We start from the raw sequence: 26116 nt of genomic DNA, 5'->3' as shown, positions 1-26116 counted from the left end.
GCGTAAAAAAAGCACGACACTCCGTGCCGTGCTTGATTACATCGTTATCCTACAGTACCTGCCAGCTCCGTCCCCCGTCTTTCGTTTGCAGGAGCAGAGAGCGCTGTTGATCCTCCTTGGCCACTAACAGCCAACCCACCCGGGAGTTGAAGAACTGAAGCTTCACGATTTCGGGGTAGCCTTTGAGCGTCTCGATCAATTTCTCGCTATCCGGCAATGGCTCCCAGCTCGCCCCTTGGTCCGACGTATAATAAACCGTTGAATCCAGAATCGTCCACCCTTCATTCCGGGTCAAGAAGGTTGGAGCCAGCTCCTCGTTCAATCCTGTCTGCCAGGACAATTGAAACGGGGCAAGAGTCCACGTGTTGCCGGCATCTTCGGTGAAATATCCGTTGAATTTGGTGGAATTGCCCCGGCTGCAGCCGACGGGAATCCAACCCTCTCTTACGTTGCCGGAGAAGAAGGACACCGTTCCAATCGTAAAACTATCGCAGGTTGTATACTTGTCCAAGCTGAAGAAATGATCGTTTTTCGTCCAGGTTAATCCCCCGTTTTGCGTCACGTACAGGGTCGGAAGACCTTCCTTGATCTCGCCGACAAAACCGCGAAGCGGGCTCGTAAAAGCCATTGATGGATGAATGCCGGGGGTGCCGCCAGGGTTATCCGATGACAAAAGGCTCACCGGGTCCGTCCCTCCAAGCAAGGCTTCGAAGGATTGGGCTCCGTCGTCCGTTGCATATAAGGACCGTTGCCCCTTCTCTGGCGAGTTGCCCTCGGACAAAATCCATCCGTTGGCCGAATCGGCGAACACCATCGCCTTCACTTCCCCGTTCCCAGGAAACGACGTCACCTTCCAGGTCGCACCGCCGTCGGTCGTGCGCAGGACAATCGTATCTCCGGAACCTGCGGAATTACGTACGATAAAGCCGTGATCCGGATCAAGGAAAAAGATATCCTTGCCGTACTCAGGCGTGGTGGGAAAAGGAACGGACGCCGCGGGAGAGATGTTCGTCCATGTTTTGCCGTTGTCTTCCGTAATATAGAGCCGCAGTTCATTGCGCGTGCAGCCCCAGGCTAAACCGGTCGTTGCGCTCAGCAGCTGAAAATCGGTTAGGCGGGTTTGAATCTGGTAGCGGTTGTTTTTGTTCTCCGCCGGAGCGGCGGCGGGATTTCCCTGGTTTTCGGAGGATTGCGGATTGATCACCGTGATCGTCTGTCCTTCCTCGGCAGGCTCGTCTTGTACCGGAGCGGCTGCCGGAGGCGACTCGGACGTGCAAGCCGTCAGAAGCAACGCCATAACCAGGGCGGTTCCGGCCAACTTGTGCCACAAGCTCAACCCGAACCACCTCGCTTTCTGCATAAACTTGTATGTACATCATTATACCATAGGCGTAACGCTGCGTTACAGCCGCGGATCGTTCCCGAAATTGACCGTAAAATGCTGGTCGGGTTTATAAACGGCAAAGGCGTAGCCCTTGCTCTGCAGATATTCGATAATCTGGGGTAGAACCTTCACGGTTTGCGCTTTTTCGTGCAGGAGGATCACTTCCGTGTTTCGGTGCGTTTGGCGCTTCACTTCCTTTAGGATCGTGCTGGGGCTATCCGGGTATTTCCAATCCTTGGAGTCCACCGTCCAATCCCACATATGAAAACCGGCCTTAGCGATATCGCCGCGGAACTTCTCGTCGATTTCCGGTTTGCTGCCGTATGGCGCACGAATCAAGGTCGGCGTCGTCCCCGTCAGCTTCTCGACCAATTTCTGCTCCCGCGTGAATTCCTCGATGAAATGAGCCGAGCCCTCCCCGTCATATAACTTCTTCTTGTTGTGAGTCATGCTGTGAAGACCCACGTAATGGCCGGCCTCCACCACCTGATGTACGGCTTCTTTATGGCTGCCAAGCTGGTTTCCAATCATAAAAAACGTGCCGTGAATTTGGTAACGTTCCAAAATATCAAGCAGCGGCTCCGTATATTTACCGGGTCCGTCATCAAAGGTCAGATAGATGACTTTTTGCTTCACGGGCGTATGAGGTTTCTTGTCGGTCACTACCTGCGGTTTCGTTTCGACCGTTGGCTGAACGGGAGGCGCCGGGGCCTCTTCCGTCGGGGAAACGCTTGGTTCCTCCGTTGGCTGCGATTCGGCTAGAGTCACGTTCTGGCCTCCCTCCGTCCCTTCGGAGCTCGCCAATTTGGCCGGTATGATCACCCGGGTTGGCTTCGACGTCTGGAACGGGAGCGAGTCGTGCAGAAGCGGAGTGACAGCGACTGCGGTCAGCGCCAGGGATGACGCCGCCAGGACGATCGCTGCCGTCATGACGAATTTCGCCTGCCGCGTTGCGCCGGTACGCGCGGAGCGGCCTCCATGTTTATCACTTCGTCTTCCGTAAGGCGACATAGGGTTCACCGGATTCCTCTCTCTCTTTTTCTATTACTAGAATAATATAAAGAGAGAGTTTCGTCCTTACAGAATCGTTAATCGATGGTTACAATGTGATAACAAGTTTCAAGGGCCTGATTTAGGTTTACATAATATTTGTTATGTCTCTATTCTATCAAAACTGAACATTCCAACTTTTACTTTAAATTTTGAGCTTCTTTCGGGTACAATGAATTTGGGCGAATTACATATCGCGCTTCTTCTTGGAAGCGACGAAGCGCCTGAACGCATGCGACGCATCAGGTTAAGAACGCATGCATTGGCGCAAGCTAAGGTTTGGAGAATAATACGAGGAGATGAAAAAATGAAAAACAAACTGCGTTCCAGCCGGGTTGTCATCATCGGCACGGGGGCGGTTGGCACAACGACCGCTTATACGCTGCTCTTAAGAGAACGGATTTCCGAACTGGTATTAATCGATGCCAATAAGGAGAAAGCGCTTGGCGAAGCGCTCGACATGAACCACGGCCTACCATTTACCGGTGGAGTTAAGTTATGGGCCGGCGATTACAGCGATTGCGCCGACGCCGACGTCATCGTGATCGCCGCTGGCGCTTCCCAGCGTCCCGGCGAGACAAGAATCGATTTGCTTAAACGGAATGCCGGCATTTTCGACAGCATCATTCAAAACATCGTCAAGTATAACGATCACGGAATTATCCTCGTGGCGACGAACCCGGTGGACATTCTGTCCTACGTCACCTTGAAGAAAAGCGGGTTCCCGTCCAATCGCGTCATTGGCTCCGGGACCCTGCTTGATAGCGCGCGTTTCCGTTATTTGATCGGACAGAACAAGAAGATTAACCCGCGCAGCATCCACGCGCACATTATCGGCGAACATGGGGATTCGGAGCTTCCGCTTTGGAGCTTGGCCAACGTAGCGGGCATCGGACTGGAGTTTTCCGAAGAGGATCGCGAGGAGATTTTCAACAGCACGAAAAATGCCGCTTACGAAATCATTAACGCCAAAGGCGCAACTTCCTACGCGATTGCACTGGCGCTGGACCGGATCATCGTCTCCATCCTGCAGAACGAAGCTTCCGTATTGAACGTATCGACGCTGCTGACCGATTATAACGGGGTTTCTGACGTATACCTCGGGGTACCGAGTATCGTTGACCGCACGGGCGTCCGTGAAGTGTTAGATCTGAAGCTGAGCAATGAGGAACTGACTCAGTTCCACGCCTCCGCGAATAAACTGAAAGCGGAAATCGCCAACCTTGATCTGTAATTATCAGCAAAGGGGTTCTTATTCCATAACAAAACGTCCGGACTCGCAAGCTTGCGGTACCGGACGTTTTTTATCGATTTATGCACTTAATCATTTCATTTCATGTCATTAATTAGGCTCAGGCCTGGGGTCGATCCTGTTAATGCCCCGGCTGCACCTCATCCACATGTTGGACATACTTATGATTCAAAACGATAAACAGTACGGCTAGCAGCACGAAACCGGAGCCGACGAGAAATGGGACATGGGGATTAAACCATTCGGCGAGTTTGCCGGCCATGAACGGTGCCAGCGCCCCGCCCAGAAAACGCAGGAAACTGTAAGCGGCCGAAGCCGTGGAACGCTCGACGGGCGAGGCATTCATCACTGCCGTTGTAATCAACGTGTTGTTGTTCCCTAGCAACGCCCCTGCAACGATGACGGCGGCAATGATGACCCATGGGATCTCCGTCCAAATTCCCATCGCCAGCAGCATGAGAGCGAACAGGAACAGCATCATCCCCATCGATTTCACCGTACCGAACTTCTCCTGGAGTTTAGGAGCGGTGAACACGGAAGTGATCGCCAGCAGAACTCCCCACGCCAGGAACACATACCCCAAACCATGTTCATCCAGCCCCATAACGAAGGGGGCATAAGCCATAAGCGTAAAGAAACCGATATTGTAGAAGCAAGCCGTTATTCCCAACACGACGAGGGAACGGTGGCGCATGGCCCGAAACGGGGCCAGCAAGGAGGTATGCGATGCTTTGGAGCCGGCCTTCTCGGACGATTTCGGCATGAGGATGCTGAGTCCAAGGAAAGCAATGACCATCAGCCCAGCCACGCCAAGGAACGGGCCGCGCCAGGAGATGGCACCCAGCCACCCGCCGACGAGCGGGCCGACCGAGATGCCGAGGCCAACCGCAGCCTCGTACAAAATGACCGCTTTGGCAGTCCCGCTGCCGGACAAAGTAACGATGGCCGACAAGGCCGTAGCGACGAACAAAGCGTTGCCGAGCCCCCAGCCGCCGCGCAGCCCGATGATCGTCCACACGTCGCCGGCCATGCCGCCAAGCGCGGAGAACACGGCGATCACAATGATGCCGGCCAGCAGGGTCCACTTGATGCCGATGCGCGAGGAAATCGCCCCGGTAATCAGCATGGCGACCGCCATCACCGCGTTATAGCTGGTGAACAGCAGCGTGACTTCGCTGGGCGAAGCATTCAGGCTGTTTGCGATCGCCGGCAGGATCGGGTCAACCAATCCCAACCCCATAAAAGCGATGATCGAGGCAAAAAAAACAGCCCAAACGGCTTTGGGTTGTTTTAATAGACTTGCGCTTTCGAGTTCCAAACGTTCTGTATTTTCTGATAAACTTGCTGCTTTAGATGATGATGACATAAAAACTCCTTCCCTGGGTTATAAAAAAGATTTAAAGGAATGCCTGATCACATCTCCCCGGCTGATAATTCCGACCAGCACTCCGTTGCGTTCGACCGGGAGCTTCTTGATTTGCTTCTTCCCCAGAATCGCTGCTATGTTCTCAATTTCTTCATCCCATGAAACGGTATACACTTTCTTCTTCCCGATCTCTTTAACATTGAGGTCGAGCAGCCGCTGGGCGCGCTTTTCAAAGTCCTCCTGATCCCCTTTGAAAACGGCGACGTAATAAATCGAATCCACGACGACGTCGCGATGTTTGCCGATGTAACGCATAATATCGCCGTCGCTGATATAGGACACGATTTCATTGCGTTCGTTGACGACCGGAAGCCCGCTGATGCGATATTCGATGAATCTCTCGATCACGGAACGAACCGTATCGGTCTCCTTGACTTTGTAAACCTGCTTGATCATGATTTCATGCGCTTGCATGCATATCCCCCTCATATAATTGTATTATACAACTACATAAATTGTTGTCAATTGCTTCGAATCCGCAAAAACGCTTCCTTTTGCTGAAGCCCGCATTCATTTATTTTCATATCCATTCTATGATACGATAAACTTATCCTATTTGGCAGTGAGGGATTCGAAATCATGGATGATAAATCGCTCGAAACCATCGAACTGGAGATGGCCGTACTCTACCGACGCATCACTACAGCGACCGCTTCCCGAAAATACGGGAATTTGGACCGTTCCGCCTACCTGTTGTTGCATCGGATCGGGGCCCACGGCGCGGTTGGCGTCAAATCGCTGGCCGACGAGTTTCAATTGGACATTTCTACCGTCAGCCGCCAAGCTGCTGCGCTCGAGCAAAAAGGTTATGTGCGGCGAATTCCGGATCCGGCGGATCGCCGCGCTTTTTTCATGGAGATCACGGAGCTTGGCGCGAAGGAGTATGCGGATTATAAGGCAATCCGGTTAGCGCGAATTCACGAATTGCTCGCAGACTGGCCCGAGGAAGAGAGAGAAACCTTTGCCTTCCTCTTGCAAAAATTCAATCGCGCCTTGTTGAATTCCAATTCCTGAATCGGTCTGTTTGGTTTACATAATATTTATTACGTCAATCGACTGGAGGTTACCCTGATGAATGATATCGATTTGCCTGTTGAAATCATCGAACGCGCTGAAACGACCCGAGGCGAAATCCAACTGCAGCGGCGCGGCGATGCGTACGAAATCATCAGCAACGGCACCTTTCTAATGGCTACGTATAACGGCGAGTCGGAGCGTCTGCTGGTCCGCCGCGCGCTGGAACTGGTCCCTTCTCCGGACAAGGTGTTGATCGGCGGACTTGGCGTCGGCTTCTCGCTGCAGGAAGCGCTTCGGGACCCCCGCGTGCGGGAAGCGACCGTGGTGGAGATCGAAGCCAAAGTGATCGAATGGAACCGGTCCGAATTGGCGCCCGTGAACGACCATGCGCTCGGGCATGCGAAGACGCGGTTGATCCATGCGGATCTGGTTGCCTGGATTCACGAAACGGCAGAGACGTTCGATCTGATCTGCCTTGACATCGACAACGGTCCGGATTGGAAAGTGTTCGACGGTAACGCATCGCTGTACGATGATGCCGGTCTGGAGGCGCTGCGCAGCCGGCTGCGGCCCGGCGGGTGCTTGTCGTTCTGGAGCGCTACCCCCTCTCCGGATTTCGCCCAACGGTTGCGGGAAGCGTTCGGGAACGTGGAGATCCATGAAGTCCCGCAAAGCCACGGGGATCCGGATTATATTTTTTACGTACGTGAATAAGTAGCATAGCCGTAAACCTCAGGAGGGACCGACATGAATATCCAAAAAGCCATCGATCGCCGGAAGCTGGACGAGAAGGTCGTTTACATGCCCTGGTTCGTGCAGCAGTTTATCGATTACAAGCTACCTGACCTCTCCCCTTCTACGCTGCTCGAATACGTGCGCGACTACGAGCAATTCTTCGGCTGGCTGCGGGTAGAAGGATTATCGTCGGCGGAGACGAACGCTCAAGTGACGCTTCTGGAGCTGGAGACGCTGCATATGGAGAGCATTGTAGGTTATCGGCTCCACTTGACCACGCGGACCGAGAGCACCAACTCCAAAATTACGGTGTCGCGAAAAATGTCGTCGTTGCGCTCGTTATTTCACTATTTGAGCCAAATTGCCGAGGACGAAAACTTCTATCCGCTATTGAAGCGAAATATCATGGCCAAAGTGGAAATCAAACGCATTCATAAACCCAAGGATACGGCGGCCAAGCTGAAGGGCAAAATTTTGGAAGAGGACGAGTTGACCGAATTCATCGCCTACATCGCCGAGGGTTATGGACAGGACATTATCGATAACAAGCAGGCGCTGTATGCCTACGAGCTGAACAAGGAACGCGACGCCTGCATCGTCAGCCTGATCTTGAATTCCGGGTTGCGTGTCTCCGAAGTGGTTAATCTGAATGTGGACGACCTGGATCTCGCGAATAAACTCATATACGTCTACCGGAAAGGCAACAACGACGAGTCGTTCAAAACCCCCGTTTACTTTCGGGAGCAATCCAAAGACGATCTAGCCGCTTATATAATGCTGCGACAGACACGGTACCGGACGCCGAAACGGGAGAAGGCGCTGTTTGTGGCCGTCCCGAACGGGCAAAAGGAAGGCAAACGGATGACCAAACGCGCGATCCAAGCGATGATCATCAAGTATGCCAAACGTTTCGGCAAGCCGTACCTCACGGTCCATAAGTTGCGGCATTCCTTCGCTACCGACTATTATTTGCAAAACGATATTTACAAAACCAAGGAGCAGCTCGGCCACGCCTCGACGGAAACGACCGAGGTGTATGCCCACCTCACCGACAAAACGATGTCCGAGGCGATCGAACGCCGGGTCAGCGGTTAACCGGCCCGCGAACGTTTTGAACTGCTCAACGCAAAGAGGACTTCCCTGCAGTTTATGCAGGAAAGTCCTCTTTGCATCTATACGCTACATTCCGCTACGGCGGATAAATTCGGCGATTTGCTCGATCTCGTCGCGTTGAAACCGGCGCGGACCTGCCTCTTTGGCAGGAAAGTCGGCTTCTTTCTGGATGATGGCGCAGACCTGACTCAATTCCCGAATCAACGGCTCGTCCTCCGCGGAGCGCAGCATCACCATCTTCGGATAAGTTTCCTGCTTGAAGCCTTCAACCAAGATCAGATCATAGCCGGCAAAATGGTCGATCAGCTCGGCAAGCGGAGTCTCGCGCTCTTCGAAGATCGCCGTCCGCCATGGCGACGTAATCGCGGCCGCCGCCGCTCCCGCCTTCCGATGACGGAACGAATCGGTGCCCTCCCGATCGGCATCGAACCCATGCAAGTCGTGCTTGATCACGGCCACGCGAAGATTCATGCCATTAAATAACTTGGCCAACCGAGTGATTAACGTTGTTTTTCCGCTGTTTTTATAACCGACAATTTGGAGAACCGGTGCCACGTACGTTCCCTCCTTCATTCTTCCAACTGCAACGATGGATTAGAAATTACCTCCCGGCAGCTTCAGTACGGTCACTTGCCGGCCCGCTTCCATCCCCGCGCTGGAAGGAGGAATGACGATCAACGCATCGCTGTCCTTGATCGTAATCATCACCCCGGATTCGTCCAGCTCAGCCGGGGTGGCGTAAAGCTTGCCTTCCCGAACCTCCAATCGGCCGCGCACGAACCGGGTAAAGTTATTGATTTTAGCGTAGGGACGGGCCAGTTCCGCTGTTAACTCTGTCAGAAACGGCTGAGGTATTCCCATCATCCTGCCGATCGCCGGGCGAACGAACAGTTCGAAGCCAACAAAACAAGCTCCAGGGTTCCCGGATAAAGCAAACAACAGCTTGCCGTCTTTCACCGCGGCGGTGGTTACGCTCCCCGGGCGCATCGTTACTTTGTTGAACAGCATATCCACGCTGTCCCCCGACACCAAATCCGCCATGATATCGTAGTCGCCTACCGACACTCCGCCCGTAGTCACGACCATGTCGTAGTTGGCGAATGCCGCTTCCACCTGCGCTTTGGCTTGGGCCAAGTCATCCTCGATCGCCTCGAACAGAATCGGCTCGCCGCCCGCTTCGATGATCTGGCTATACAGCATATACGTGTTGCTGTTGCGGATTCGGCCGTCCTGCAGCGGTTCATCGACGCGCAGCAGCTCCGAACCTGTGGAGAATACGGCGATCCGCGGACGCTTCCTGACCGGAACGCGGTGAATGCCAAACGTGGCTAACACCGAGATTTCGCCAGCCGACAGCTTGCGTCCAGCCTCCAGAATCAAGTCGCCTTCCGACAGCTCCAGGCCGATCGGGGTGATATTTTTGCCCGGTTCGATTTCCCGGATCAGGCGAATATAGGTTTTGCCCGCCTGTGCCACGGACTCGGTCATCTCGAACATGACCACGGCGTCCGCTTCATCGGGCACTTTGGCCCCGGTCATGATGCGGGTGGCTTGACCCGGTTTCAGCTTCACCTTCGGAACCGATCCGGCGGGAACCTCATCCACCACTTCCAATAGCACGGGTTGTCCCGCGTGGCAGCCAGTCGTATCGCAGCTGAGAATGGCGAAGCCGTCCATGCCCGACCGGCGGAAATGCGGATACGGATGCGGCGCACTGACGCGCTCCGCCAAAATCCGGCCGAACGCTTTCGGCAGCGAAACGGTCTCGGCTTCCGTTTCTTTGGCGTAAGGCATGATTTTTGCCTGTGCTTCGGTCACCTGCAGCGCTTTGCGACGAAATTTATCCTGATCTGCTTCTGTCATGGCCGGTTCGCTCCATTCCCCCGCTGCTCGAGTAAATAATGATCCAGCATTTCGGAGGTCTGCCTTGCGATCTCCTTAATTTCTTCTTTACTTAAATTGTCGTAATGGATCCCCATCACCACGGTGACGGTTCGGCCTAACGCCGCCGATGCCCGGCGGGCATAATCCTCGCTTAAAGTGTGCTCTTTATGACCCGGTACGGCGGAGGTCATCGCTTCGGTTCCTTCCCCCGCCTTATAAGCGGTGGACGCCGCGCCGATATGCGAGACGCCTCCGGTCATCAGCAGCAGCAAATCGCGGCCGACCGGGATCGCTTCCAGCTTGATATCCTCAAATGACATATTGCCGCAGCTCCTTCCACAACAGTATGCCCTTTATTTTATAGGATTCCGCGGATTTCGTCCAAGGTTTGGATCCCTTCGCGGCTCATCCAGGTTGCAAGATCCTCGATCAGTTGTTCTCCCGCTCGGAGATTCACAAAGTTATGCGTTCCTACCTGAACGACGGCGGCGCCGGCCATAATGAATTCTACGATGTCCTCCGCGCAGCTGATGCCGCCCATCCCCATCACCGGAACGTTCACCGCTTGGCAGACTTGATGTACCATCCGCAAGGCGATCGGCTTGATCGCCGGGCCGGACAGCCCTGCGTACAGATTGTCGAAAACGCTCCGTCGCTTATGGATGTCGATTTTCATCGCCGAAAATGTATTGATCAGCGACACGCCGTCCGCTTGTTCTTCCTGACACATCACGGCCATGCCGACGATATCCTCGGCGTTCGGCGACAGCTTGACGACTAACGGCAGCGTTGTCGCTGCCCGAACCTCGCGAACGACCTGCCGGGCGATGTCGGTCTTGATCCCGTACGCCATGCCGCCCGCCTTGACGTTCGGGCAGGAAATATTCAGCTCGATCATGTCGACGGCGGTTCTGCCTTCCCGCTTCCGCCAAGCCGCATCATCGTTAATCAGCCTGGCGCCTTCCACATATTCTTCGATCGTATTGCCGCCCAGATTCACGATCCGTGCTAAGTCGAGCATTTCCCACCGCGGACATTCCTCGCGCAGGAAAGCCGCAATCCCCGGATTTTCCAGTCCGACGCTGTTTAACATACCGGATGCCGTTTCCGCGACGCGAACCCCATCGTTCCCCGCCTTCGGGTGAAGCGTCAACCCTTTGCCGGACAGTCCGCCGAGCTTGTTGATATCGTAAATCGCGCCGTACTCCTTGCCAAACCCAAACGTCCCGGAGGCCATGACGATCGGGTTCTTAAAAGTAACTCCTGCGAGGCTGCACGATAAATCCGTCATGCGAACACCACCTCCTCCGCCAAAAATACCGGCCCGTCCGCGCAGGCTTTCTTCCGACCGTCTTTGCATTTCACGCTGCACACGAGGCATGCCCCAATCCCGCAGGCCATGCGATTCTCTAGGGAGACGTATACTTTGGCCCGGCTGCCGCTTTGCGCCTGTTTGCGCTGGACGGCATGCAGCATCGGATGAGGCCCGCAGGCGATCACCGTATCGTAAGCCCGGAAGTCCACTCGGTCCAAGATCGACCCGCCTACATCAACCGTAACGTTGCCTTTGGAGGCTCTGCGAAACTCGTCCACCATATAAGCCTCCCGGCTGAAACCGAGAAATACGTCGGCCTCCGGCACTTCCCTTAGCGCATAGAAAAACGGAGCGATGCCGATTCCGCCGCCAACAAAAGCCGTCTTCCCTTCCGGCTGCGGGAACCCGTTCCCAAACGGTCCGTCCAGCGTCAACGAGTCGCCTGCCTTGAGTCCCGATAGCAGCGCGGTCCCTTCCCCCGCGACCAGGACCAGAAAATCAATGTGGTCCTCAGTGATATCATAGATGCTGATCGGCCGGGACAGCAATGGATAACGATCCCCGGCGCGCAGCATGTAGAACTGCCCCATTTTCCCCGAAAACCGTCCATGTACCGTAAGCTTGAATACCCCTTGCGCGACTTCTTGGTTGGCCACTACCGTTGCCATGAATCCACCTCATCCCTTCGTTTATGCTTCATCAAAGGATGCAATTTTTCGCGAGGATCGTCTGTGATATTCCTCACAACAACAGGCGTGAAACGGGGGGCGCGGCTTTTTTCTTGTTTTTCATTCATTTTCTGCAAAAGTTAGGGAATACTAGAACGCATCAGGTGAAGTATTGGGATGAAGGAGGACTTAAATTGCTTATCCTGGCTAAGAAAGCATGGGTCTTGTTCATGGCTGTTTCATTGTTGGTGCTAAGCTGCGGCTTCGAACCGCATCCTGTGGATGCCTCCTCCGTCGTTCACGAAACGCGGGGGCCGGGATCGCAGGGAGACTTGAACCAGAACAAGGCAGTACCTGTCGGCAAACCCGTGGATCTTGGTGAGCTGCGGCGCAAATATTCGGAGACCTTCAAATTCCGAGGTCCGGAAGTGAAGCAGATTGCGCTGACCTTTGATGATGGCCCCGATCCGCGGTTCACGCCGCAAATTCTGGATGCGCTTCATCGCAAAGGAATCAAGGCGACCTTCTTCGTCGTCGGAGCGCGGGCCAAGAAATTCCCCGCCATCATGCAGCGGATGCATCGAGAAGGTCATTTGATCGGCAATCACTCCTTCAGTCATCCGAATTTCCGCAAACGCTCCGTGAAACAGTTCCAGAACGAAATCCTGCGCACGGAGAAAATCATTCAGCGCACCGTCGGATACCGCCCCAAGCTGATCCGCCCGCCTTACGGGGAGATCACCGAGGTACAGGTGCAATGGGCAAAGAAAAACGGCTATACCCTCGTCAACTGGAACGTGGACTCGCAGGATTGGAAAGGGCTTAACAAGGATAAGGTCAAATCCAACGTGATCGGCGCGGCGGGACCCGGCTCGATCATCCTCCATCATTCGGGCGGAGGTGTCGGCTCCAACCTCACGGGAACCATACAAGCTTTGCCGGAGATTATCGATTCCCTGCAGGCGCAAGGGTATCATTTCGTCGACCTGGCCGAGCTGTTGCAAACTGCCAGATACCGCTAACGAACAAGAGCTCCCTCATCGAGGGAGCTCTTGTTCTGCTGGTCCTATTTCAATACGTAAAGGGTAACGTCTTGATAGCCGAAAGACTTCGCGGCCGCGGCGCTGCCGGGAATGAAGATGTCGATGCGGTTGCCTTTAATCGCGCCCCCCTGGTCGGAGGCCGTAGCCACAAATGCCTGATCCGGCAAACCGTCATGGCTGTGTCCGGTCACCAGCACCTTCGTGCCCATCGGAATGACCTTCGGGTCAACGGCGATGGTGCCAAGCTTCAACGGATTGCCGAAGTAGTCCACCGCGCCCCATTTCCCATTTTCGCTTGCCGACGCCGTATACGCCGACGCTTTCACGTTGATGGTTTGCGAGTAATTAAAGGTTTTCCCCCAAGCCTCGACGACATTGTCGGTGGACATGACCTTCAGCTTAGAAGCGGAAGCCGTTATTGGGGCAGCGGCCGGAGCGGACTCCTGTTTAACCGGCGCGGCGGAAGCGATTGCCATCGCGCGGGTTTCAGCCCCCGGAATGATGATGTTCAAGCCATCGTATATATTTTGTGGATTTACGGATGGGTTTGCGGCCATAAGCTTCTTCAAATCCACGCCGTACCGTTTGGCAAGAAGATAAAACGTGTCTCCTTCCACGGCTTTATGTACCGCGTCTGCATGGACGGAAGCCGTCTGCAAGGTAATCGTCAAACTTGCGGCGATCAACGCCGATGCTGCAATTTTAGACCAAATGCGACTTTTCAATGGATTGCCCTCCTTTTGACTGCGCCTGCGGAGTTAGTTGTCGGATTCGGAAAAAAGGAACATTCCCGGCGCATCCCGTTGATGCGCTTCACCCCAAGAAAACGAATTTCGTTCATCACGGTTCGTTTTCGTCTTTCGTCCCCCGCACCTAAAGATCAGGTTTCGGCTCATTGAATATATCACAATTTTGTAACCAGTTGTTCAGGTAATTCCAACCAAGTGGCGAAAAACCTTGATGGGACGGGTTACATTTTTGTGTCCATACGTAAACTGAATATTAAATTAGATCATGCGTTCGGCAGAATAAGGCAAAAAAAACTGCCCGAACTTATCGTTTCGAACGGTCTATATAATACAAGTTCAAAAAATCAGGTTTTCAGGACCGAGAAGGTTGGATGAAGCTAGGGACTGAGTAGCGGAGCGTACGTTTTGGGTACGTGAGCAACGGAGGTCCCGGCTGAATTCAAGATTCGATGTCGAGTCCACTACACAAGCTCTGCTTCGTCATGGAAAGATGACTTTTTGAACAACCTCTTCAACCGCTTATAATACCTTGCTCAGGAAATCCTTTGTCCGCTGATGCTTCGGCGCGCCAAATACCTCTTGCGGCGTTCCCTGCTCGAGGATGACGCCTTGATCCATAAACAGGATGCGGTCGCCGACTTCGCGGGCAAACCCCATTTCGTGCGTCACGATAACCATAGTCATGCCCCGTTCCGCCAAGCTCTTCATAACGTCGAGCACCTCCCCGACCATTTCCGGATCCAGCGCCGACGTCGGCTCGTCAAACAGCATGACATGGGGTTCCATGGCCAGCGCGCGGGCAATCGCGATCCGCTGCTTCTGTCCCCCGGACAGTTGGGCCGGATAGGCATCCCGCTTATCCTCCAGGCCGACCGTGCGGAGCAGGTCCATGGCGATCGCTTCCGCCTTGCCTTTGTCGAGCTTTCTCACGCGAATCGGCGCGAGCGTAATGTTGTCGATGACCGTCTTGTGCGGGAATAGGTTGAAATGCTGAAACACCATTCCCATTTTCTCGCGGGTTTTATTGATGTCATGCCCCTTGCCGGTGATCGAAGCGCCTTCGAACGTGATCTCGCCTTCCGTTGGGACTTCCAACAGGTTCAGGCAGCGAAGAAACGTACTTTTCCCCGATCCGCTCGGCCCGATGACGACGACGACTTCGCCTTTGGAGATTTCCAGGTCGATGCCGCGCAGAATATGCAGTTGGCCGAATTTTTTATGCAAACCTTTAACGGTGATCACTGGTCTTCAACTTCCTTTCGAACACGCCCAAAATACGGGACAAGGTGAATGTCAAAATAAAGTACATGATGGCGATGATCAGATACGGCGTCATCCCGTCGTACGTAATCGTCACGACCGATTGCGCTTGATAGATCAGCTCGGCCGTACCGATGATCGAAACGATCGACGATTCTTTGATGATGGTGATGAACTCGTTGCCGATGGCGGGAAGCACCGATTTGATCGCTTGCGGGATGATAATGTGGCGCATGGCCATCCCTTTGGTCATCCCCAAGGAACGGGCCGCTTCTCCCTGTCCCCGGTCGACGCCCTGAATGCCGGCGCGGAAAATTTCCGCCAAATAAGCCGAGCTGTTGATCGACAACGTAATGGCCCCGGATTGGATCGGCGTGAAGTTGACGTCGAACATAAAAGCGAACCCGTAGTGAATAATCAAGAGCTGGACCATCATCGGTGTGCCGCGCAGAAATTCGACCCAGGCATGCCCGAGAAAACGCACGATTCCCCAAGGCGACATGCGCAGCAACGCGATCAACAATCCAAGGATAAAGCCGCAAAACACGCTGATCGCCGCCAAGAGCAGCGTATACTGCACGCCGGCCAAGAAGTAACTGCGGTATTCCATAAACATCGATATTAAATCCATAACGACCTCTTTCCTCCTCCTTTACCTCAAACCCTTACGCAAAAAAACAGAAAATAGCGAGATCGACTTCGCTATTTTCTGTAGATGGATACCGTGATTATTTCTCGGCCAACGCGCTGGCTTCGGCAACGAATTGATCGATGCTGCCTGCGCCAATCAGGCGGTCCAGCGTCGTATTCACTTGATCCAGCAGCTCCTGGTTGCCTTTCTTGATGCCGATTACGTAGCCTTCATCTTCAGTTACCGGCTTCGCATCGGTGATCACCAAGCCTTTCACGTTCTTCACGAACGATTCTGCGACCGGACCTTCCAGAATAGCTGCATCTACGCGGTTCGTGTTCAACTGCATAATGATATCGTTGATTTTGCCCAGCGAAGTCAATTGAGCGTTCGGGATTCCCTTGGCCATGTCTTCTTGAATGGAACCTTGTTGAACGCCGATTTTAGCGCCTTCCAGCGATTCCATCGTGCTGAATTTGTCTTTGTCCGCTTCGCGGGTCACGACGGCCTGCTCGGCTTTGTAGTAAATTTTCGACATATCGATTTGTTCGGCACGCTCCGGAGTCGGGCTCAGCCCCGAAATGACGAGATCTACGCGTCCGCTCGACAATTCGTTCAGCAGCGTATCGAATTTCAAGTCCTTGATCTCCAGCTCGGCACCCAGATCCTTGGCGATTTCTTTGGCGATCTCGACGTCGAAACCAACGATTTCGTCTTCGCCTTTGTCGTTCTTGATGTGGAACTCGTACGGCGGGAAGTCCGCGCTCATGCCGACGATCAGCTTCTTGGCCGGTTCGGTTTGTTCTCCGCCCGCTTGGGTTTCATTTTGGTTCGCGGCTTGGCCGGCGTTGTTTGCCGCGTTTCCGCTGTTATTTTTTTCCTGTCCGCAAGCGGCCAGCACCAAAGTTACCATCATGACGGCTATCAATAACATGCCCCATTTTTTCATGGATCTCTCTCCTGTTCTGCTTCGTTATTTTCATTCTAAGATGATTACTGGGCTAATTATAAATCAGAATGCATATATATGCAAAACAATTTTCATAGCATTCATGATATTTTCACAGTTCCGACTTAATCAAGCGAGGCAAAACCCCGTTTATCATACTTTGGTCAATTCGGCGAATATTTATGTTTTGTTTCCGGTTCATGCTCCGGCCTGCCTTGGGGAATAATAAGCTTCATAACGACACTAGCGAATACGCGAAAGGAGGCGCCGATCCGTGTTGCTTGAAGCGCTCTACCATGTCCCCCGGGACAAATGGGCTTATGCTTACGATCCGTCCACGATCCATCTTCGCATCCGGACCAAACGGGACGATGTGGAACAGGTCTACGCGATGACCGGGGACAAATACGACTGGGCGGGGACCTACCAGGAGCTGCCGATGGAGAAAGCAGCCCATGACCGCATGTTCGATTATTGGGAGGTAGCCGTGCGTCCCAAATTCAAACGCCTCTCTTATGCGTTTAAACTCACCGCGGGAACGGAATCGGTCTACCTGCTGGATGCGGGGATTCAATCGGAAGCGCCGCATCCGCCCGGCGAATGCTTTGAGTTTCCGTACATCCACGAAATCGAAGTGGTCCGGGTGCCGGAATGGGCCAAACAAGCCGTGTTTTATCAGATCATGCCGGAGCGGTTCGCCAATGGAGACCCATCTAACGACCCTCAGCCGGTCGAAGCTTGGGGCGGCAAGCCGACGCGCGAAAATTACTTCGGCGGCGATTTGCAGGGGATCATCGACCACTTGGACGACTTAACCGATTTAGGCATTACGGCGCTTTATTTAACGCCCTTGTTTACGGCCCCGTCCAACCATAAATACGATATTGTGGATTACAAGCAGGTCGATCCTCACTTCGGCGACAACGATCTGCTGAAGACCTTGGTGGAGCGCTGCCATGACCGAGGGATCCGGGTCGTGCTGGATGCCGTATTCAACCATTGCGGCGAGCATTTCCCTCCGTTTCAGGACGTCCTGAAAAATGGAGAAGCCTCCCCTTATGCCGGCTGGTTTCACGTGAATGCTTTCCCCGCCAAAGTGGCGAATGGGGTTCCTACTTATGATACGTTTGGTTTTTTTCCTAATATGCCAAAATTTAATACGGCCAACCCCGATTTGCGCAAATATTTGCTTGGGGTCGCCGAATACTGGATCAAGGAAATCAAATTGGACGGCTGGCGGCTGGACGTGGCCAATGAAGTCGATCATCCGTTTTGGCGCGAATTTCGGCAGGTCGTGAAGCAAGCGAATCCGGAAGCCTATCTGATCGGGGAAGTGTGGAGCGATTCGCTGAATTGGCTGCTGGGAGATCAATTTGATTCGGTCATGAACTATCCGTTCGCCGACAAGGTGCTGGAGTTCTTCACCGGCGGCGTGGATGGAGCGGCCTTCTCCGACGAAATGGGGTCGCTGATCATGCGTTATCCGCATCAAACGAATGAAGTGGTCTTTAACATGCTGGGGAGTCACGATACCCCTCGCCTCCTCACCCGGGTCGGCGGCGATAAACGAAGGCTCAAGCTGTGCGTCGTGTTTCTGTTTACCTACATCGGAACGCCTTGCGTGTTTTACGGCGATGAGGTCGGACTCACCGGGGACGGTGACCCGGACTGCCGCAAATGCATGGAGTGGGACCGCAGCAAACAGGATCGTGAGCTCTACGATTTCTACAAGCTGATGATCGGGTTGCGCAAACGGCATCCGGCGCTTCGCCATGGCCGATTTCGATTTTTACATGCGGAACCGGGCGATCCGTGCATCGTTTATGAACGGATGGACGAGCAAATGCATTTTACGGTATGGATGAACAATACGTCTAAAGCGGTGACGTTAACGCACCCGATGCAGACCAGCGATTGGCGGGACGCCCTGACCGAAGAAGCGGTAGCGCCGGCGAACGGGGTAATGAACATCTCGCTGGACGCCTACGGCTTTCGAATCTTGTACCGGCACATTCAACGTTAACAAAAAGGAAAAGCGGACGACAGGCGTCCGCTATTTCTTTAGGCTTTCGTAGATCTTGAGATATTGCCTTGCCGAGGCCTCCCATCCGTAATCGCCGGCGAAGGCATTCGACGTTATCCGGTTCCAATGCTCGGGCCGGCGGTAGAAAGACATAGCCCGGCGCAGCGTGTACAGCATGTCATGGGCGTTGTAATTGCGAAACGTGAAGCCGTTGCCTTCGCCCGAAAACTCGTTGTAGGAGTGCACCGTATCGTTTAAGCCTCCGGTTTCCCTCACGACGGGAATTGTGCCGTAGCGCAGCGCCAGCAACTGGCTGATGCCGCACGGCTCGAACCGCGAAGGCATGAGGAACATGTCGCTGCCGGCGTAGATGCGCCGGGACAACGCATCGCTGAATTTAATTTGAACGGCGAGCTTTTCCGGATGACGCGATGCCGCTTCCCGGAACCAGTCTTCGTAAGCCGGATCCCCCGTGCCCAGCAGCACGAATTGCACCTCGTCTTCGCCCAGCCATTCATCCAGTACCCGTGTCACTAAATCCAGCCCCTTCGGCTCGACCAGACGGGTGACCATCGAGACGAGCGGCGTATCGGGGGCTTCCGGCAACCCCAACTCCCGCTGGAGCACCGGTTTATTGGCGCGCTTCTGCTCCAGGCTGCGGCCGTAACGGGCAAACAGCTCCAGGTCGGTCTCCGGGTCGTAAGCCCGGGCGTCGATTCCGTTTACGATTCCCGACAACCGCCGACCTAGCGAGCGTAGCAAGCCGTCCAGCCCGTAGCCGTAATGCTCCGTCTTGATCTCCTCGGCATAAGTCGGGCTGACCGTCGTCACATGATCGGCGTAGACTAAACCGGCTTTCATGAAGCTGACGTTGCCGTAGTACTCTACTCCTTCCGGCGTGAAGTAGTCCCAAGGCAAACCTAACAAATCTCCCAGCACCTCTTCCGGGAAAATCCCCTGATACAGCAGATTATGTACCGTATAAACGGTTCGAATGCTCTTGTAGTCCGGCCGATCGCGGTAATGCTCCCGCAGCAGCAACGGAACCATCGCCGTATGCCAATCATGGCAATGGATGATGTCCGGCATGAACCCGGTAAGCGGAAGCAGCTCCAGCACGGCCCGGTCCAAAAAAGCAAACCGCTCCCCGTCATCCCAATGCCCATAGACCCCTTCCCTGCCGAAATAATCTTCGTTATCGATCATATATACCGGAATGCCTTCCCAGTTCAGGTGGGAGATGCCCCCGTACTTATTCCGCCATCCGACCGGAACCATGCCGGTGCCCAAATGCTCCAGGCGATCCCGGTAAACGGACGGCAGCTCGCGATATCTCGGCATGACGATCCGCACGTCGTGTCCGGCTTCGATCAACGCCTTCGGCAGCGCGCCGATCACATCGGCTAACCCTCCGGTTTTGATAAACGGCGCGACTTCCGCCGCAGCAAATAAGATCTTCATCCTTTCGCCCTCCTTCTTGGCGCTTGACGCTTCCATACCGTCATGCTCAGCGGAGGAAGCGTAACGGTTAGACTTTGCGATTGACCGTTCCAAGCCTTTTTTTCAGCCGGAATCACTTTTGGCTGATGTTTTCCCGAGCCGCCGAAACGAACGTCATCGCTGTTGAACGCGAGTTCGTACCGTCCAGGCAACGGAACGCCGACGCGATACTCGTCTCTTTCCTCAGGCAGAAAATTCAGCAGGACCAGCAGTAAATCTTCCGGCTGCTTTCCTTTTCGCACATACGCAATCACGCTTTGCTTGTCGTCGTCCGGGATCATCCACCGGTAACCCTCGGGCGCATGATCCAGCTCCCACAATGCCGGCTCTTGCAGGTAAAAGCGGTTAAGCGCCTGGCAATACCCATGAATGCGTTGATGCGCCTCATAATCGAGCAGAAACCAATCCAGCTCGCCTTGATCCCGCCATTCGATGAATTGGCCGAATTCCCCGCCCATAAATATCAGTTTTTTCCCCGGAGTCGTCAGCTGATACCCAAGCAGCAGACGCAGTCCGGCGAATTTTTGATCGTACGTGCCCGGCATTTTATCCAGCAGCGATTTTTTGCCATGCACCACCTCGTCATGGGATAGCGGGAGCGTAAAGTTCTCCGAATAGGCATACCAGATCGGGAACGTGAGCAAGCCATGGCGATGGGGGCGTTCCCCAAACGGGGTTTCGACGTAGTCCAGCGTATCGTTCATCCAGCCCATATTCCACTTGTAATTAAACCCGAGCCCCCCATCGTCTACGGGCGCGGTCACCATCGGCCAAGCGCTGGACTCCTCCGCCATCATCAAGGCATGCGGGAAATAGCGAAAAACTGCAGTATTTAACTGTCTCAGGAAATCGATCGCCTCCAGATTTTCGGTGCCGCCTTGTTTATTGTGGGCTGCCGCCCAGGAAGGCTTCTCGAAGTCAAACCGAATCATGCTGGTGACCGCGTCGACCCGGAGCCCGTCGAAATGGTACTTTTCAAGCCAATATATCGCACTGGAGATCAAAAAAGAACGAACCTCAGGTTTACCGAAATCAAAGCTGAGCGTCCCCCACCCCGGTTTTTCCGCTTTGGCCGGATCGGCATATTCGTATTGCGGCGTCCCGTCAAAAAGGCGCAGCCCGTGATCGTCTTTCGTAAAATGGCCCGGCACCCAGTCGAGCAGCACTCCGATACCGGCCTGATGACACCTATCCACGAAATGCATCAAGTCCTGCGGCTCCCCATAGCGGCTGGTCGGCGCAAAATACCCGGTGGCCTGATATCCCCAAGACAAATCATACGGATGTTCGCAAAGCGGCATGATTTCGATATGGGTGTAGCCCATCTCCTTCACGTAAGGGATTAACAAATCCGCCATCTCTCGGTAGGTGTAGAACGTTCCGTCCGGCCGTTGCCGCCAAGTACCGAAATGCAGCTCGTAAATGTTCATCGGCTGTGCATACGGTGCGCTACGGCCTTGAATCCACTCCCCGTCTCCCCAGACGTAGTCGTCCAGCCGGGTGACGATCGAAGCGGTTTTTGGTCTCACTTCAGCGTAAAAAGCATAGGGATCCGCTTTGAACCGAGTCTCTCCATCCGGCCCCGTCAAGGCGAATTTGTAAAAACTTCCAACCTGAATATCCGGAAAAAAACGAGTCCAAATTCCCGATTCGGGTATCTTATATAGTACATCACGCGTCCCCTTCCAACCGTTCCAGTCGGCGACAACGGCGACTTGGCATGCATTCGGGGCCCAAACGGTAAAGCGGACGCCGCGTCTTCCCCCTTCGGTTACGGGATGGGCGCCAAAGGTGCGGTAGCTTTGATACAACGTCCCTTCGCGGAACAAATAGATATCCGCCGGGGATACGGAGGAAGCCCAAGTTGATTCGGAGCTGGAATCGAACAATTATGCCACCACCCTTACACGATCAGAAATGAATTTCAAGAAAATTTAGCAATCCTAAAAAAATTTCAGTATTTACAATAAAATGATGTAATATTTTCGTTCGATTTCCATAATTTATTCCAACTACATTATATCCTTTAATGTATGTGCTACACAGACAAAAACATACGGGAGGGAAATGAAATGAGGAAAAAGGACTGTATTGCTATGCTTCTTGCCGGCGGGGAAGGACGAAGATTGTCTCCGCTGACCACCAAGCAGGCGAAACCGGCCGTGCACTTTGGCGGACAATACCGGATCATCGATTTTCCTCTCAGCAACTGCGTCAATTCCGGGATCGACACGATTGGCGTTCTTACGCAATACGAAGCGGCCTCGCTCCATGAGCACATCGGCGAAGGCGAACCCTGGAAGTTGACTCACTCGGAGGATGGCGGGATCACGCTGCTGCCCGCATTCCGGGAAGGCGTAGAGGAATATGCGGGGACGGCGGACGCCATTTACAAAAACATGGCATTCGTCGACGGCCATTCGCCCAAATACGTCCTTATCCTTTCGGGAGACCATATTTACCATATGGACTACCGTCACATGCTGGATTTCCACCTTAGTCACCAAGCGAAAGCGACGATTTCGGTGATGCCAGTACCTTGGGAAGAAGCCCACCGTTTTGGGGTCATGTCCAGGGATGAACGGAACCGCATTACCGAATTCGCGGAAAAACCGCCGCAACCAACCAGCAACCTCGCGTCCATGGGCATCTATTTGTTCGAGTGGGAGTTCCTGAAGCGACAGTTGGAGGAAGATGCGGTCAATCCTAACTCCAGCCATGACTTCGGCAAGGATCTGATTCCGAAAATGCTGGCGGGAAGCGAGCCATTGCACGCTTACGAATTCAAGGGCTATTGGCGGGATGTGGGGACCGTACAAAGCCTGTGGGAAGCGCATATGGATTTGCTCGCCGAATCATCCGAATGGAAGCTTCAACGGGAAGATTGGCCGATGTTCACGCGGGAACGCCCGGTCCTGCAAGGGTTGGTAAAAAAACGGAACCACCATGCCCCCTCCTCCCTCGTTCATGATTTCTGCTCGCTAGAAGGATTTGCCGAACGATCGGTGATCTTCAGCGGTACGGAAATCGGCCGGTATTCCCGGATCAAGGACAGCGTCATCATGCCGGGTGCCAAAATTGGCCGCAACGTCCAGATCGAGCGAGCCATCATCGGCGAAGGAGCCGTCATCAAAGACGGTGCCGTCATCAAAGCGGGCCCTGCAGACATCAGCGTCGTCGCCCCCTTCGAGACCGTGTTCGCCAAACCGATGAACCGGCCGCAGCCCTCGCGTCTGCTACAGGAGGTTTATGACAACGCCCCGCGGCTTCGGGCCGAAGGTTTGCTCTCGTAACCGAAAAAGGGGCCGCTTCGAAAGACATGGATGATCTTTCGAGGCGGCCCCTTTTGGCATACCTATAAACCGATACGCTTGCTTAGCTTTGTTGATACAAGCTTGAATCCAACTGGTACAGATTGAATTCGCGGCCGTTTAAGCTGCCCGTTCCCTGGGGCTGAAACCCTAAGCTTTGGTACAGCCGGTTCAGCTTCAAATTCTGATTCCAGCAATCCAACCGCAGGCCGGTTCGCTGCAACGCTTTGGAACGTTTTGCCGCATAACGCAAAATATCGCCGCCCAGCCCGCGGCCGCGATACGGCAACCGGATCGTCAGCCGATGCAGATAACTGTAACCGGGAATATTGCGTTCTCCCCAGTAGTCCGGGTCGGAGTCCTGCAGCGTAAACATCGCGGCCCTTTTGCCCGCGTCATGCAGCAAATAGATTTCCCGTTCCTCATAATACGACCGGATCAATTCCGGCGTAAATTGCTGCGGATTCCACTGTTTAACGCCGTTCTCCTGCATCCAGTTTGCGGCTTCTACCAGCAGTTGCCGCACCTCATCCAAATCGTTTTCTCCCGCTAACGTAACGGTTAACGTCCCCTGAGCCGTTTCCACGGCATCCATCGGCTGCTTCACCCCAGGTCCCCTCTTTCCTTGGCTTTCTTCTCTCTTTTATAGCTTGGTCTGCGCCTCGTCCGTAGAGCCAGCTCCTGGAGTATCGCTTAAGAGCGGCAGCGTCACGGAAACGGTCGTCCCAACGCCAAGCTCGCTTTGAATTTCCATTTCTCCCTGATGCAGTTCGACCAGCTGCTGGCTAATCGCCAGTCCCAATCCGGTACCGCCTCCCTGATGATTCACCTGGAAGAAACGATCCTTGACTTTGTTCAAGTACTCTTCACTGATGCCAATGCCGGTATCGATAACTTCAACCCGCACGCGTTCGTCTTCCAACCGCTTGATGACCAGATGAATCCAGCTTTGTTCATGGGAGAACTTGATCGCATTGTCCACGACGTTCAGGAACACCTGCTTCAAACGGTTGCCGTCCCCCCTGATGATGGCGCTGCCTTCGGTTTGGTCTTCGAGCTTTAACTGAATTTGCTTTTGTTCGGCCTTGGCCCAGACGTTTAACATCGTCTCCTGCAGCAGCTCCTTCAGATTCACCTCGCCGATCACCAGCTTCATCTCATTGGATTGCAGCTTGGAGAAATCAAGGATTTCCTCGACGAGTCCAATCAAGCGATCGGTCTCCTTGGCGATAATCCCCATTCCGATTTTCGTCTCCTCGGGATCGAAGCCTCCGGAGGTTAACGTTTCGCTCCAGCCCTTGATCCCGGTAAGCGGCGTGCGCAGCTCGTGCGAAATGGAGGAGATGAAATCATCCTTGATCTGATTACTTCGGACAATCTCCTCGGCCATATAGTTCAGAGTTGCAGCCAGCTCACCCAACTCGTACCGGTAATTCCCCTTGATCCGCGCATCGAATTTCCCCCGAGCCATTTGCGCCGACACGGCACGTATATTATTAATGGGCTTAACGATCGAGTTGGCCAAACCGATGCTGAACAGCGTAACCAGGGCCAGTACGGCTACCGAAACGGCAATCGACATAAACGTCAGATTTAGCAGTTTCGAATTGACTGACTCCATCGAGGTGACGTAGCGGACGATATATTGCGTCTGGCCTTGAATCTGCAGCGGCCTGGACACGGCCATCACCAGTTCGCCGGTCGCCGGCTGCCGGCCGATCCACTTGCCGACGCTGCCGGCCAACGCTTGCGGAACATCGCTGGTCTGAATCGCTTTGTCCGCCTGGAACGCGTTCGTGCTTGCCTTAACTTCGCCGCTGCGATCCAGGATCATCAGCTCGGTGTTATCGAGTTCAAAGGTGCGCAGCATCTCCGTAAAATAGTCCGGGTCCCCTTCCGCGTTCAAGCGGACGAACTTCTGGAAGTAATCGGAGGCCCACATGGAGTGATTGGACATATGGTTATAGATCGTATCGTAATAATACATGCGAATGGCCAGCGTAAAAATGATCTCGACCATAAACAAGGTTACGAATACAACGATGAAATAATGTAAGACGATTTGCCGTCCAATCCCTTTCTTGATCATTGTCCCTCGCCTTTCCACTTATAACCGTGCCCCCACACGGTTTGCAGGAAAGCCGGTTCGGACGGATTGGTTTCGATTTTCTGCCGCAATCGGCGAATATTGACGTCCACAATCTTCGGATCGCCCATATATTCCTTGCCCCAGACGTGATCCAGAAGCAAATCGCGGCTAAGCGGCGTGTTCTCCTTCTCCAGGAAAAACTGGATCAATGAAAACTCCGTTGGGGTCAGTTCGATGAGCTGACCGTTCTTCTTGAATTGCTTGGAGATCAAATCCAGGGTAAACGGTCCCGAAGTAAACGTCACCTTCGCGCTGCTCTCGCGGTAGACGTTCACGCGGCGCAGCAGCGACTGGATCCGGGCGATCAGCTCGGTCGGACTGAACGGCTTGCTGACATGATCGTCCGCGCCGACGGACAAGGCGTAGACCTTATCCTGCTCCTGTACTTTGGCGGTTAGGAAAATAATCCCGATCCGTTCGTTCGTCTCGCGAATCCGGCGGCATACCTCAAAACCGTCGATTCCCGGAACCATCACGTCGAGGAGCGCAATGTCGATGTCCGGAATGCTCTGCAACTTGCTTAACGCTTCATTGCCGTCCGCTGCTTCGACGACATCGAAGCCGTTGCGTTTCAAGTTAATGACGATAAAACTACGGATGGACTCTTCGTCCTCCAAAATCAACACTTTACTCAATTTAGTTGCCCCCTCTTCAAAA

General features: G+C 53.9%; 25 protein-coding genes and 1 riboswitch. Of the genes, 7 read left to right on the top strand and 18 right to left on the bottom strand.

Translation table 11 applies throughout. The annotated features are described in order from the left end of the window. Positions 1-49 precede the first annotated feature (49 nt). Positions 50-1318, bottom strand: coding sequence for a WD40/YVTN/BNR-like repeat-containing protein (locus MJ257_RS03390; RefSeq protein WP_240267901.1), 1269 nt, complete (start codon positions 1316-1318; stop codon positions 50-52). A gap of 84 nt (positions 1319-1402) precedes the next feature. After that, the gene (locus tag MJ257_RS03385; protein WP_240267900.1) at positions 1403-2395 is read right to left on the bottom strand and encodes a polysaccharide deacetylase family protein; all 993 of its coding nucleotides are present in this window, start codon (positions 2393-2395) and stop codon (positions 1403-1405) included. Positions 2396-2741: 346 nt separating this feature from the next. Here MJ257_RS03385 and MJ257_RS03380 point away from each other — a divergent pair, with 346 nt between their 5' ends. Then, entirely contained in the window at positions 2742-3668 is a 927-nt protein-coding gene (locus tag MJ257_RS03380) for an L-lactate dehydrogenase (protein WP_240267899.1), read from the top strand. Between the two features lie 139 nt (positions 3669-3807). Here MJ257_RS03380 and MJ257_RS03375 read toward each other — a convergent pair whose 3' ends face one another. Together MJ257_RS03375 and MJ257_RS03370 are read right to left on the bottom strand one after the other, a co-directional pair. Beyond that, the gene (locus MJ257_RS03375; RefSeq protein WP_240267898.1) at positions 3808-5052 is read right to left on the bottom strand and encodes an MFS transporter; all 1245 of its coding nucleotides are present in this window, start codon (positions 5050-5052) and stop codon (positions 3808-3810) included. An 18-nt stretch (positions 5053-5070) separates the two neighbouring features. After that, a complete protein-coding gene (locus MJ257_RS03370; RefSeq protein WP_240267897.1) occupies positions 5071-5526 on the bottom strand; it encodes a CBS domain-containing protein in 456 nt (151 codons plus the stop codon). Between the two features lie 165 nt (positions 5527-5691). Here MJ257_RS03370 and MJ257_RS03365 point away from each other — a divergent pair, with 165 nt between their 5' ends. The 3 genes from MJ257_RS03365 to xerS are packed head-to-tail and all read left to right on the top strand — an operon-like array spanning position 5692 to position 7959. Next, positions 5692-6126, top strand: a complete 435-nt coding sequence (locus tag MJ257_RS03365; RefSeq protein WP_240267896.1) for a MarR family winged helix-turn-helix transcriptional regulator — start codon at positions 5692-5694, stop codon at positions 6124-6126. Positions 6127-6183: 57 nt separating this feature from the next. Next, positions 6184-6843: a spermidine synthase gene (locus tag MJ257_RS03360; protein ID WP_240267895.1), complete on the top strand. Its 660-nt coding sequence runs from the start codon at positions 6184-6186 to the stop codon at positions 6841-6843. 33 nt (positions 6844-6876) lie between these two features. Next, positions 6877-7959: a tyrosine recombinase XerS gene (gene xerS, locus MJ257_RS03355; RefSeq protein WP_240267894.1), complete on the top strand. Its 1083-nt coding sequence runs from the start codon at positions 6877-6879 to the stop codon at positions 7957-7959. 84 nt (positions 7960-8043) lie between these two features. Here the strand turns inward: xerS and mobB are convergent, their stop codons facing one another. The 5 genes from mobB to MJ257_RS03330 are packed head-to-tail and all read right to left on the bottom strand — an operon-like array spanning position 8044 to position 11844. After that, positions 8044-8532 (bottom strand): molybdopterin-guanine dinucleotide biosynthesis protein B, encoded by a 489-nt coding sequence (gene mobB / locus MJ257_RS03350; RefSeq protein WP_240267893.1) that lies wholly within the window; start codon positions 8530-8532, stop codon positions 8044-8046. A 39-nt stretch (positions 8533-8571) separates the two neighbouring features. Beyond that, a complete protein-coding gene (locus tag MJ257_RS03345) occupies positions 8572-9840 on the bottom strand; it encodes a molybdopterin molybdotransferase MoeA (protein ID WP_240267892.1) in 1269 nt (422 codons plus the stop codon). Then, positions 9837-10181 carry a prenylated flavin chaperone LpdD gene (gene lpdD, locus MJ257_RS03340; protein ID WP_240267891.1) on the bottom strand — a complete coding sequence of 115 codons (345 nt, stop codon included), beginning with the start codon at positions 10179-10181 and terminating at the stop codon, positions 9837-9839. The genes MJ257_RS03345 and lpdD overlap by 4 nt, the downstream gene beginning before the upstream one ends. Before the next feature lie 38 nt (positions 10182-10219). Continuing rightward, a complete protein-coding gene (locus MJ257_RS03335; RefSeq protein WP_240267890.1) occupies positions 10220-11152 on the bottom strand; it encodes a dihydroorotate dehydrogenase in 933 nt (310 codons plus the stop codon). Further along, entirely contained in the window at positions 11149-11844 is a 696-nt protein-coding gene (locus MJ257_RS03330; RefSeq protein ID WP_240267889.1) for a dihydroorotate dehydrogenase electron transfer subunit, read from the bottom strand. The genes MJ257_RS03335 and MJ257_RS03330 overlap by 4 nt, the downstream gene beginning before the upstream one ends. A 194-nt stretch (positions 11845-12038) precedes the next feature. Here MJ257_RS03330 and MJ257_RS03325 point away from each other — a divergent pair, with 194 nt between their 5' ends. Beyond that, positions 12039-12866 carry a polysaccharide deacetylase family protein gene (locus MJ257_RS03325; protein WP_240267888.1) on the top strand — a complete coding sequence of 276 codons (828 nt, stop codon included), beginning with the start codon at positions 12039-12041 and terminating at the stop codon, positions 12864-12866. Between the two features lie 44 nt (positions 12867-12910). Here the strand turns inward: MJ257_RS03325 and MJ257_RS03320 are convergent, their stop codons facing one another. The 4 genes from MJ257_RS03320 to MJ257_RS03305 all read right to left on the bottom strand — a co-directional run bounded on the left by MJ257_RS03320 (position 12911) and on the right by MJ257_RS03305 (position 16476). Beyond that, the gene (locus MJ257_RS03320) at positions 12911-13612 is read right to left on the bottom strand and encodes a 3D domain-containing protein (protein ID WP_240267887.1); all 702 of its coding nucleotides are present in this window, start codon (positions 13610-13612) and stop codon (positions 12911-12913) included. 7 nt (positions 13613-13619) lie between these two features. Next, positions 13620-13790: riboswitch (cyclic di-AMP (ydaO/yuaA leader) on the bottom strand. A gap of 365 nt (positions 13791-14155) precedes the next feature. Further along, positions 14156-14878, bottom strand: coding sequence for an amino acid ABC transporter ATP-binding protein (locus tag MJ257_RS03315; RefSeq protein WP_240267886.1), 723 nt, complete (start codon positions 14876-14878; stop codon positions 14156-14158). Beyond that, positions 14865-15527: an amino acid ABC transporter permease gene (locus MJ257_RS03310; RefSeq protein WP_240267885.1), complete on the bottom strand. Its 663-nt coding sequence runs from the start codon at positions 15525-15527 to the stop codon at positions 14865-14867. Before MJ257_RS03310 ends, MJ257_RS03315 begins: the two co-directional genes overlap by 14 nt. Before the next feature lie 97 nt (positions 15528-15624). Further along, positions 15625-16476, bottom strand: a complete 852-nt coding sequence (locus MJ257_RS03305) for a transporter substrate-binding domain-containing protein (protein WP_240267884.1) — start codon at positions 16474-16476, stop codon at positions 15625-15627. Between the two features lie 274 nt (positions 16477-16750). Here MJ257_RS03305 and MJ257_RS03300 point away from each other — a divergent pair, with 274 nt between their 5' ends. Continuing rightward, positions 16751-18499 carry an alpha-glycosidase gene (locus tag MJ257_RS03300; RefSeq protein WP_240267883.1) on the top strand — a complete coding sequence of 583 codons (1749 nt, stop codon included), beginning with the start codon at positions 16751-16753 and terminating at the stop codon, positions 18497-18499. A 30-nt stretch (positions 18500-18529) separates the two neighbouring features. On the opposite strand, the gene glgA is transcribed toward MJ257_RS03300, so the two are convergent. Beyond that, positions 18530-19960: a glycogen synthase GlgA gene (gene glgA, locus MJ257_RS03295; protein WP_240267882.1), complete on the bottom strand. Its 1431-nt coding sequence runs from the start codon at positions 19958-19960 to the stop codon at positions 18530-18532. Further along, positions 19957-21888: a 1,4-alpha-glucan branching protein GlgB gene (gene glgB / locus MJ257_RS03290; protein ID WP_240267881.1), complete on the bottom strand. Its 1932-nt coding sequence runs from the start codon at positions 21886-21888 to the stop codon at positions 19957-19959. Before glgB ends, glgA begins: the two co-directional genes overlap by 4 nt. Before the next feature lie 183 nt (positions 21889-22071). Here glgB and MJ257_RS03285 point away from each other — a divergent pair, with 183 nt between their 5' ends. Beyond that, positions 22072-23292 (top strand): glucose-1-phosphate adenylyltransferase, encoded by a 1221-nt coding sequence (locus MJ257_RS03285; protein ID WP_240267880.1) that lies wholly within the window; start codon positions 22072-22074, stop codon positions 23290-23292. Positions 23293-23374: 82 nt separating this feature from the next. Here the strand turns inward: MJ257_RS03285 and MJ257_RS03280 are convergent, their stop codons facing one another. Genes MJ257_RS03280 through MJ257_RS03270 form a run of 3 tightly spaced genes read right to left on the bottom strand, consistent with a single transcriptional unit; the run spans position 23375 to position 26094 of the window. After that, positions 23375-23917, bottom strand: a complete 543-nt coding sequence (locus tag MJ257_RS03280) for a GNAT family N-acetyltransferase (protein WP_240267879.1) — start codon at positions 23915-23917, stop codon at positions 23375-23377. A gap of 36 nt (positions 23918-23953) precedes the next feature. After that, positions 23954-25399, bottom strand: a complete 1446-nt coding sequence (locus MJ257_RS03275; RefSeq protein ID WP_240267878.1) for a sensor histidine kinase — start codon at positions 25397-25399, stop codon at positions 23954-23956. Next, positions 25396-26094: a response regulator transcription factor gene (locus tag MJ257_RS03270; RefSeq protein ID WP_178019309.1), complete on the bottom strand. Its 699-nt coding sequence runs from the start codon at positions 26092-26094 to the stop codon at positions 25396-25398. The genes MJ257_RS03275 and MJ257_RS03270 overlap by 4 nt, the downstream gene beginning before the upstream one ends. Between the last annotated feature and the right edge of the window lie 22 nt (positions 26095-26116).

This window comes from Paenibacillus timonensis (assembly GCF_022427145.1).
Lineage (GTDB): Bacteria > Bacillota > Bacilli > Paenibacillales > Paenibacillaceae > Fontibacillus > Fontibacillus timonensis.
Note: the sequence above shows the minus strand (reverse complement) of the source record. Positions and strands in the feature narration are given on the sequence as shown.

Bases quoted from the DNA above. Each gene is read 5' to 3' on its own strand.
- MJ257_RS03380 (WP_240267899.1), top strand. From the start codon at position 2,742: ATGAAAAACAAACTGCGTTCCAGCCGGGTTGTCATCATCGGCACGGGG.
- MJ257_RS03375 (WP_240267898.1), bottom strand. From the start codon at position 5,052: ATGTCATCATCATCTAAAGCAGCAAGTTTATCAGAAAATACAGAACGT.
- MJ257_RS03345 (WP_240267892.1), bottom strand. From the start codon at position 9,840: ATGACAGAAGCAGATCAGGATAAATTTCGTCGCAAAGCGCTGCAGGTG.
- glgA (WP_240267882.1), bottom strand. From the start codon at position 19,960: ATGAAGATCTTATTTGCTGCGGCGGAAGTCGCGCCGTTTATCAAAACC.
- MJ257_RS03385 (WP_240267900.1), bottom strand. From the start codon at position 2,395: ATGTCGCCTTACGGAAGACGAAGTGATAAACATGGAGGCCGCTCCGCG.
- lpdD (WP_240267891.1), bottom strand. From the start codon at position 10,181: ATGTCATTTGAGGATATCAAGCTGGAAGCGATCCCGGTCGGCCGCGAT.
- MJ257_RS03335 (WP_240267890.1), bottom strand. From the start codon at position 11,152: ATGACGGATTTATCGTGCAGCCTCGCAGGAGTTACTTTTAAGAACCCG.
- MJ257_RS03305 (WP_240267884.1), bottom strand. From the start codon at position 16,476: ATGAAAAAATGGGGCATGTTATTGATAGCCGTCATGATGGTAACTTTG.
- MJ257_RS03365 (WP_240267896.1), top strand. From the start codon at position 5,692: ATGGATGATAAATCGCTCGAAACCATCGAACTGGAGATGGCCGTACTC.
- xerS (WP_240267894.1), top strand. From the start codon at position 6,877: ATGAATATCCAAAAAGCCATCGATCGCCGGAAGCTGGACGAGAAGGTC.
- MJ257_RS03360 (WP_240267895.1), top strand. From the start codon at position 6,184: ATGAATGATATCGATTTGCCTGTTGAAATCATCGAACGCGCTGAAACG.
- MJ257_RS03330 (WP_240267889.1), bottom strand. From the start codon at position 11,844: ATGGCAACGGTAGTGGCCAACCAAGAAGTCGCGCAAGGGGTATTCAAG.
- MJ257_RS03275 (WP_240267878.1), bottom strand. From the start codon at position 25,399: ATGATCAAGAAAGGGATTGGACGGCAAATCGTCTTACATTATTTCATC.
- MJ257_RS03370 (WP_240267897.1), bottom strand. From the start codon at position 5,526: ATGCAAGCGCATGAAATCATGATCAAGCAGGTTTACAAAGTCAAGGAG.
- MJ257_RS03285 (WP_240267880.1), top strand. From the start codon at position 22,072: ATGAGGAAAAAGGACTGTATTGCTATGCTTCTTGCCGGCGGGGAAGGA.
- MJ257_RS03310 (WP_240267885.1), bottom strand. From the start codon at position 15,527: ATGGATTTAATATCGATGTTTATGGAATACCGCAGTTACTTCTTGGCC.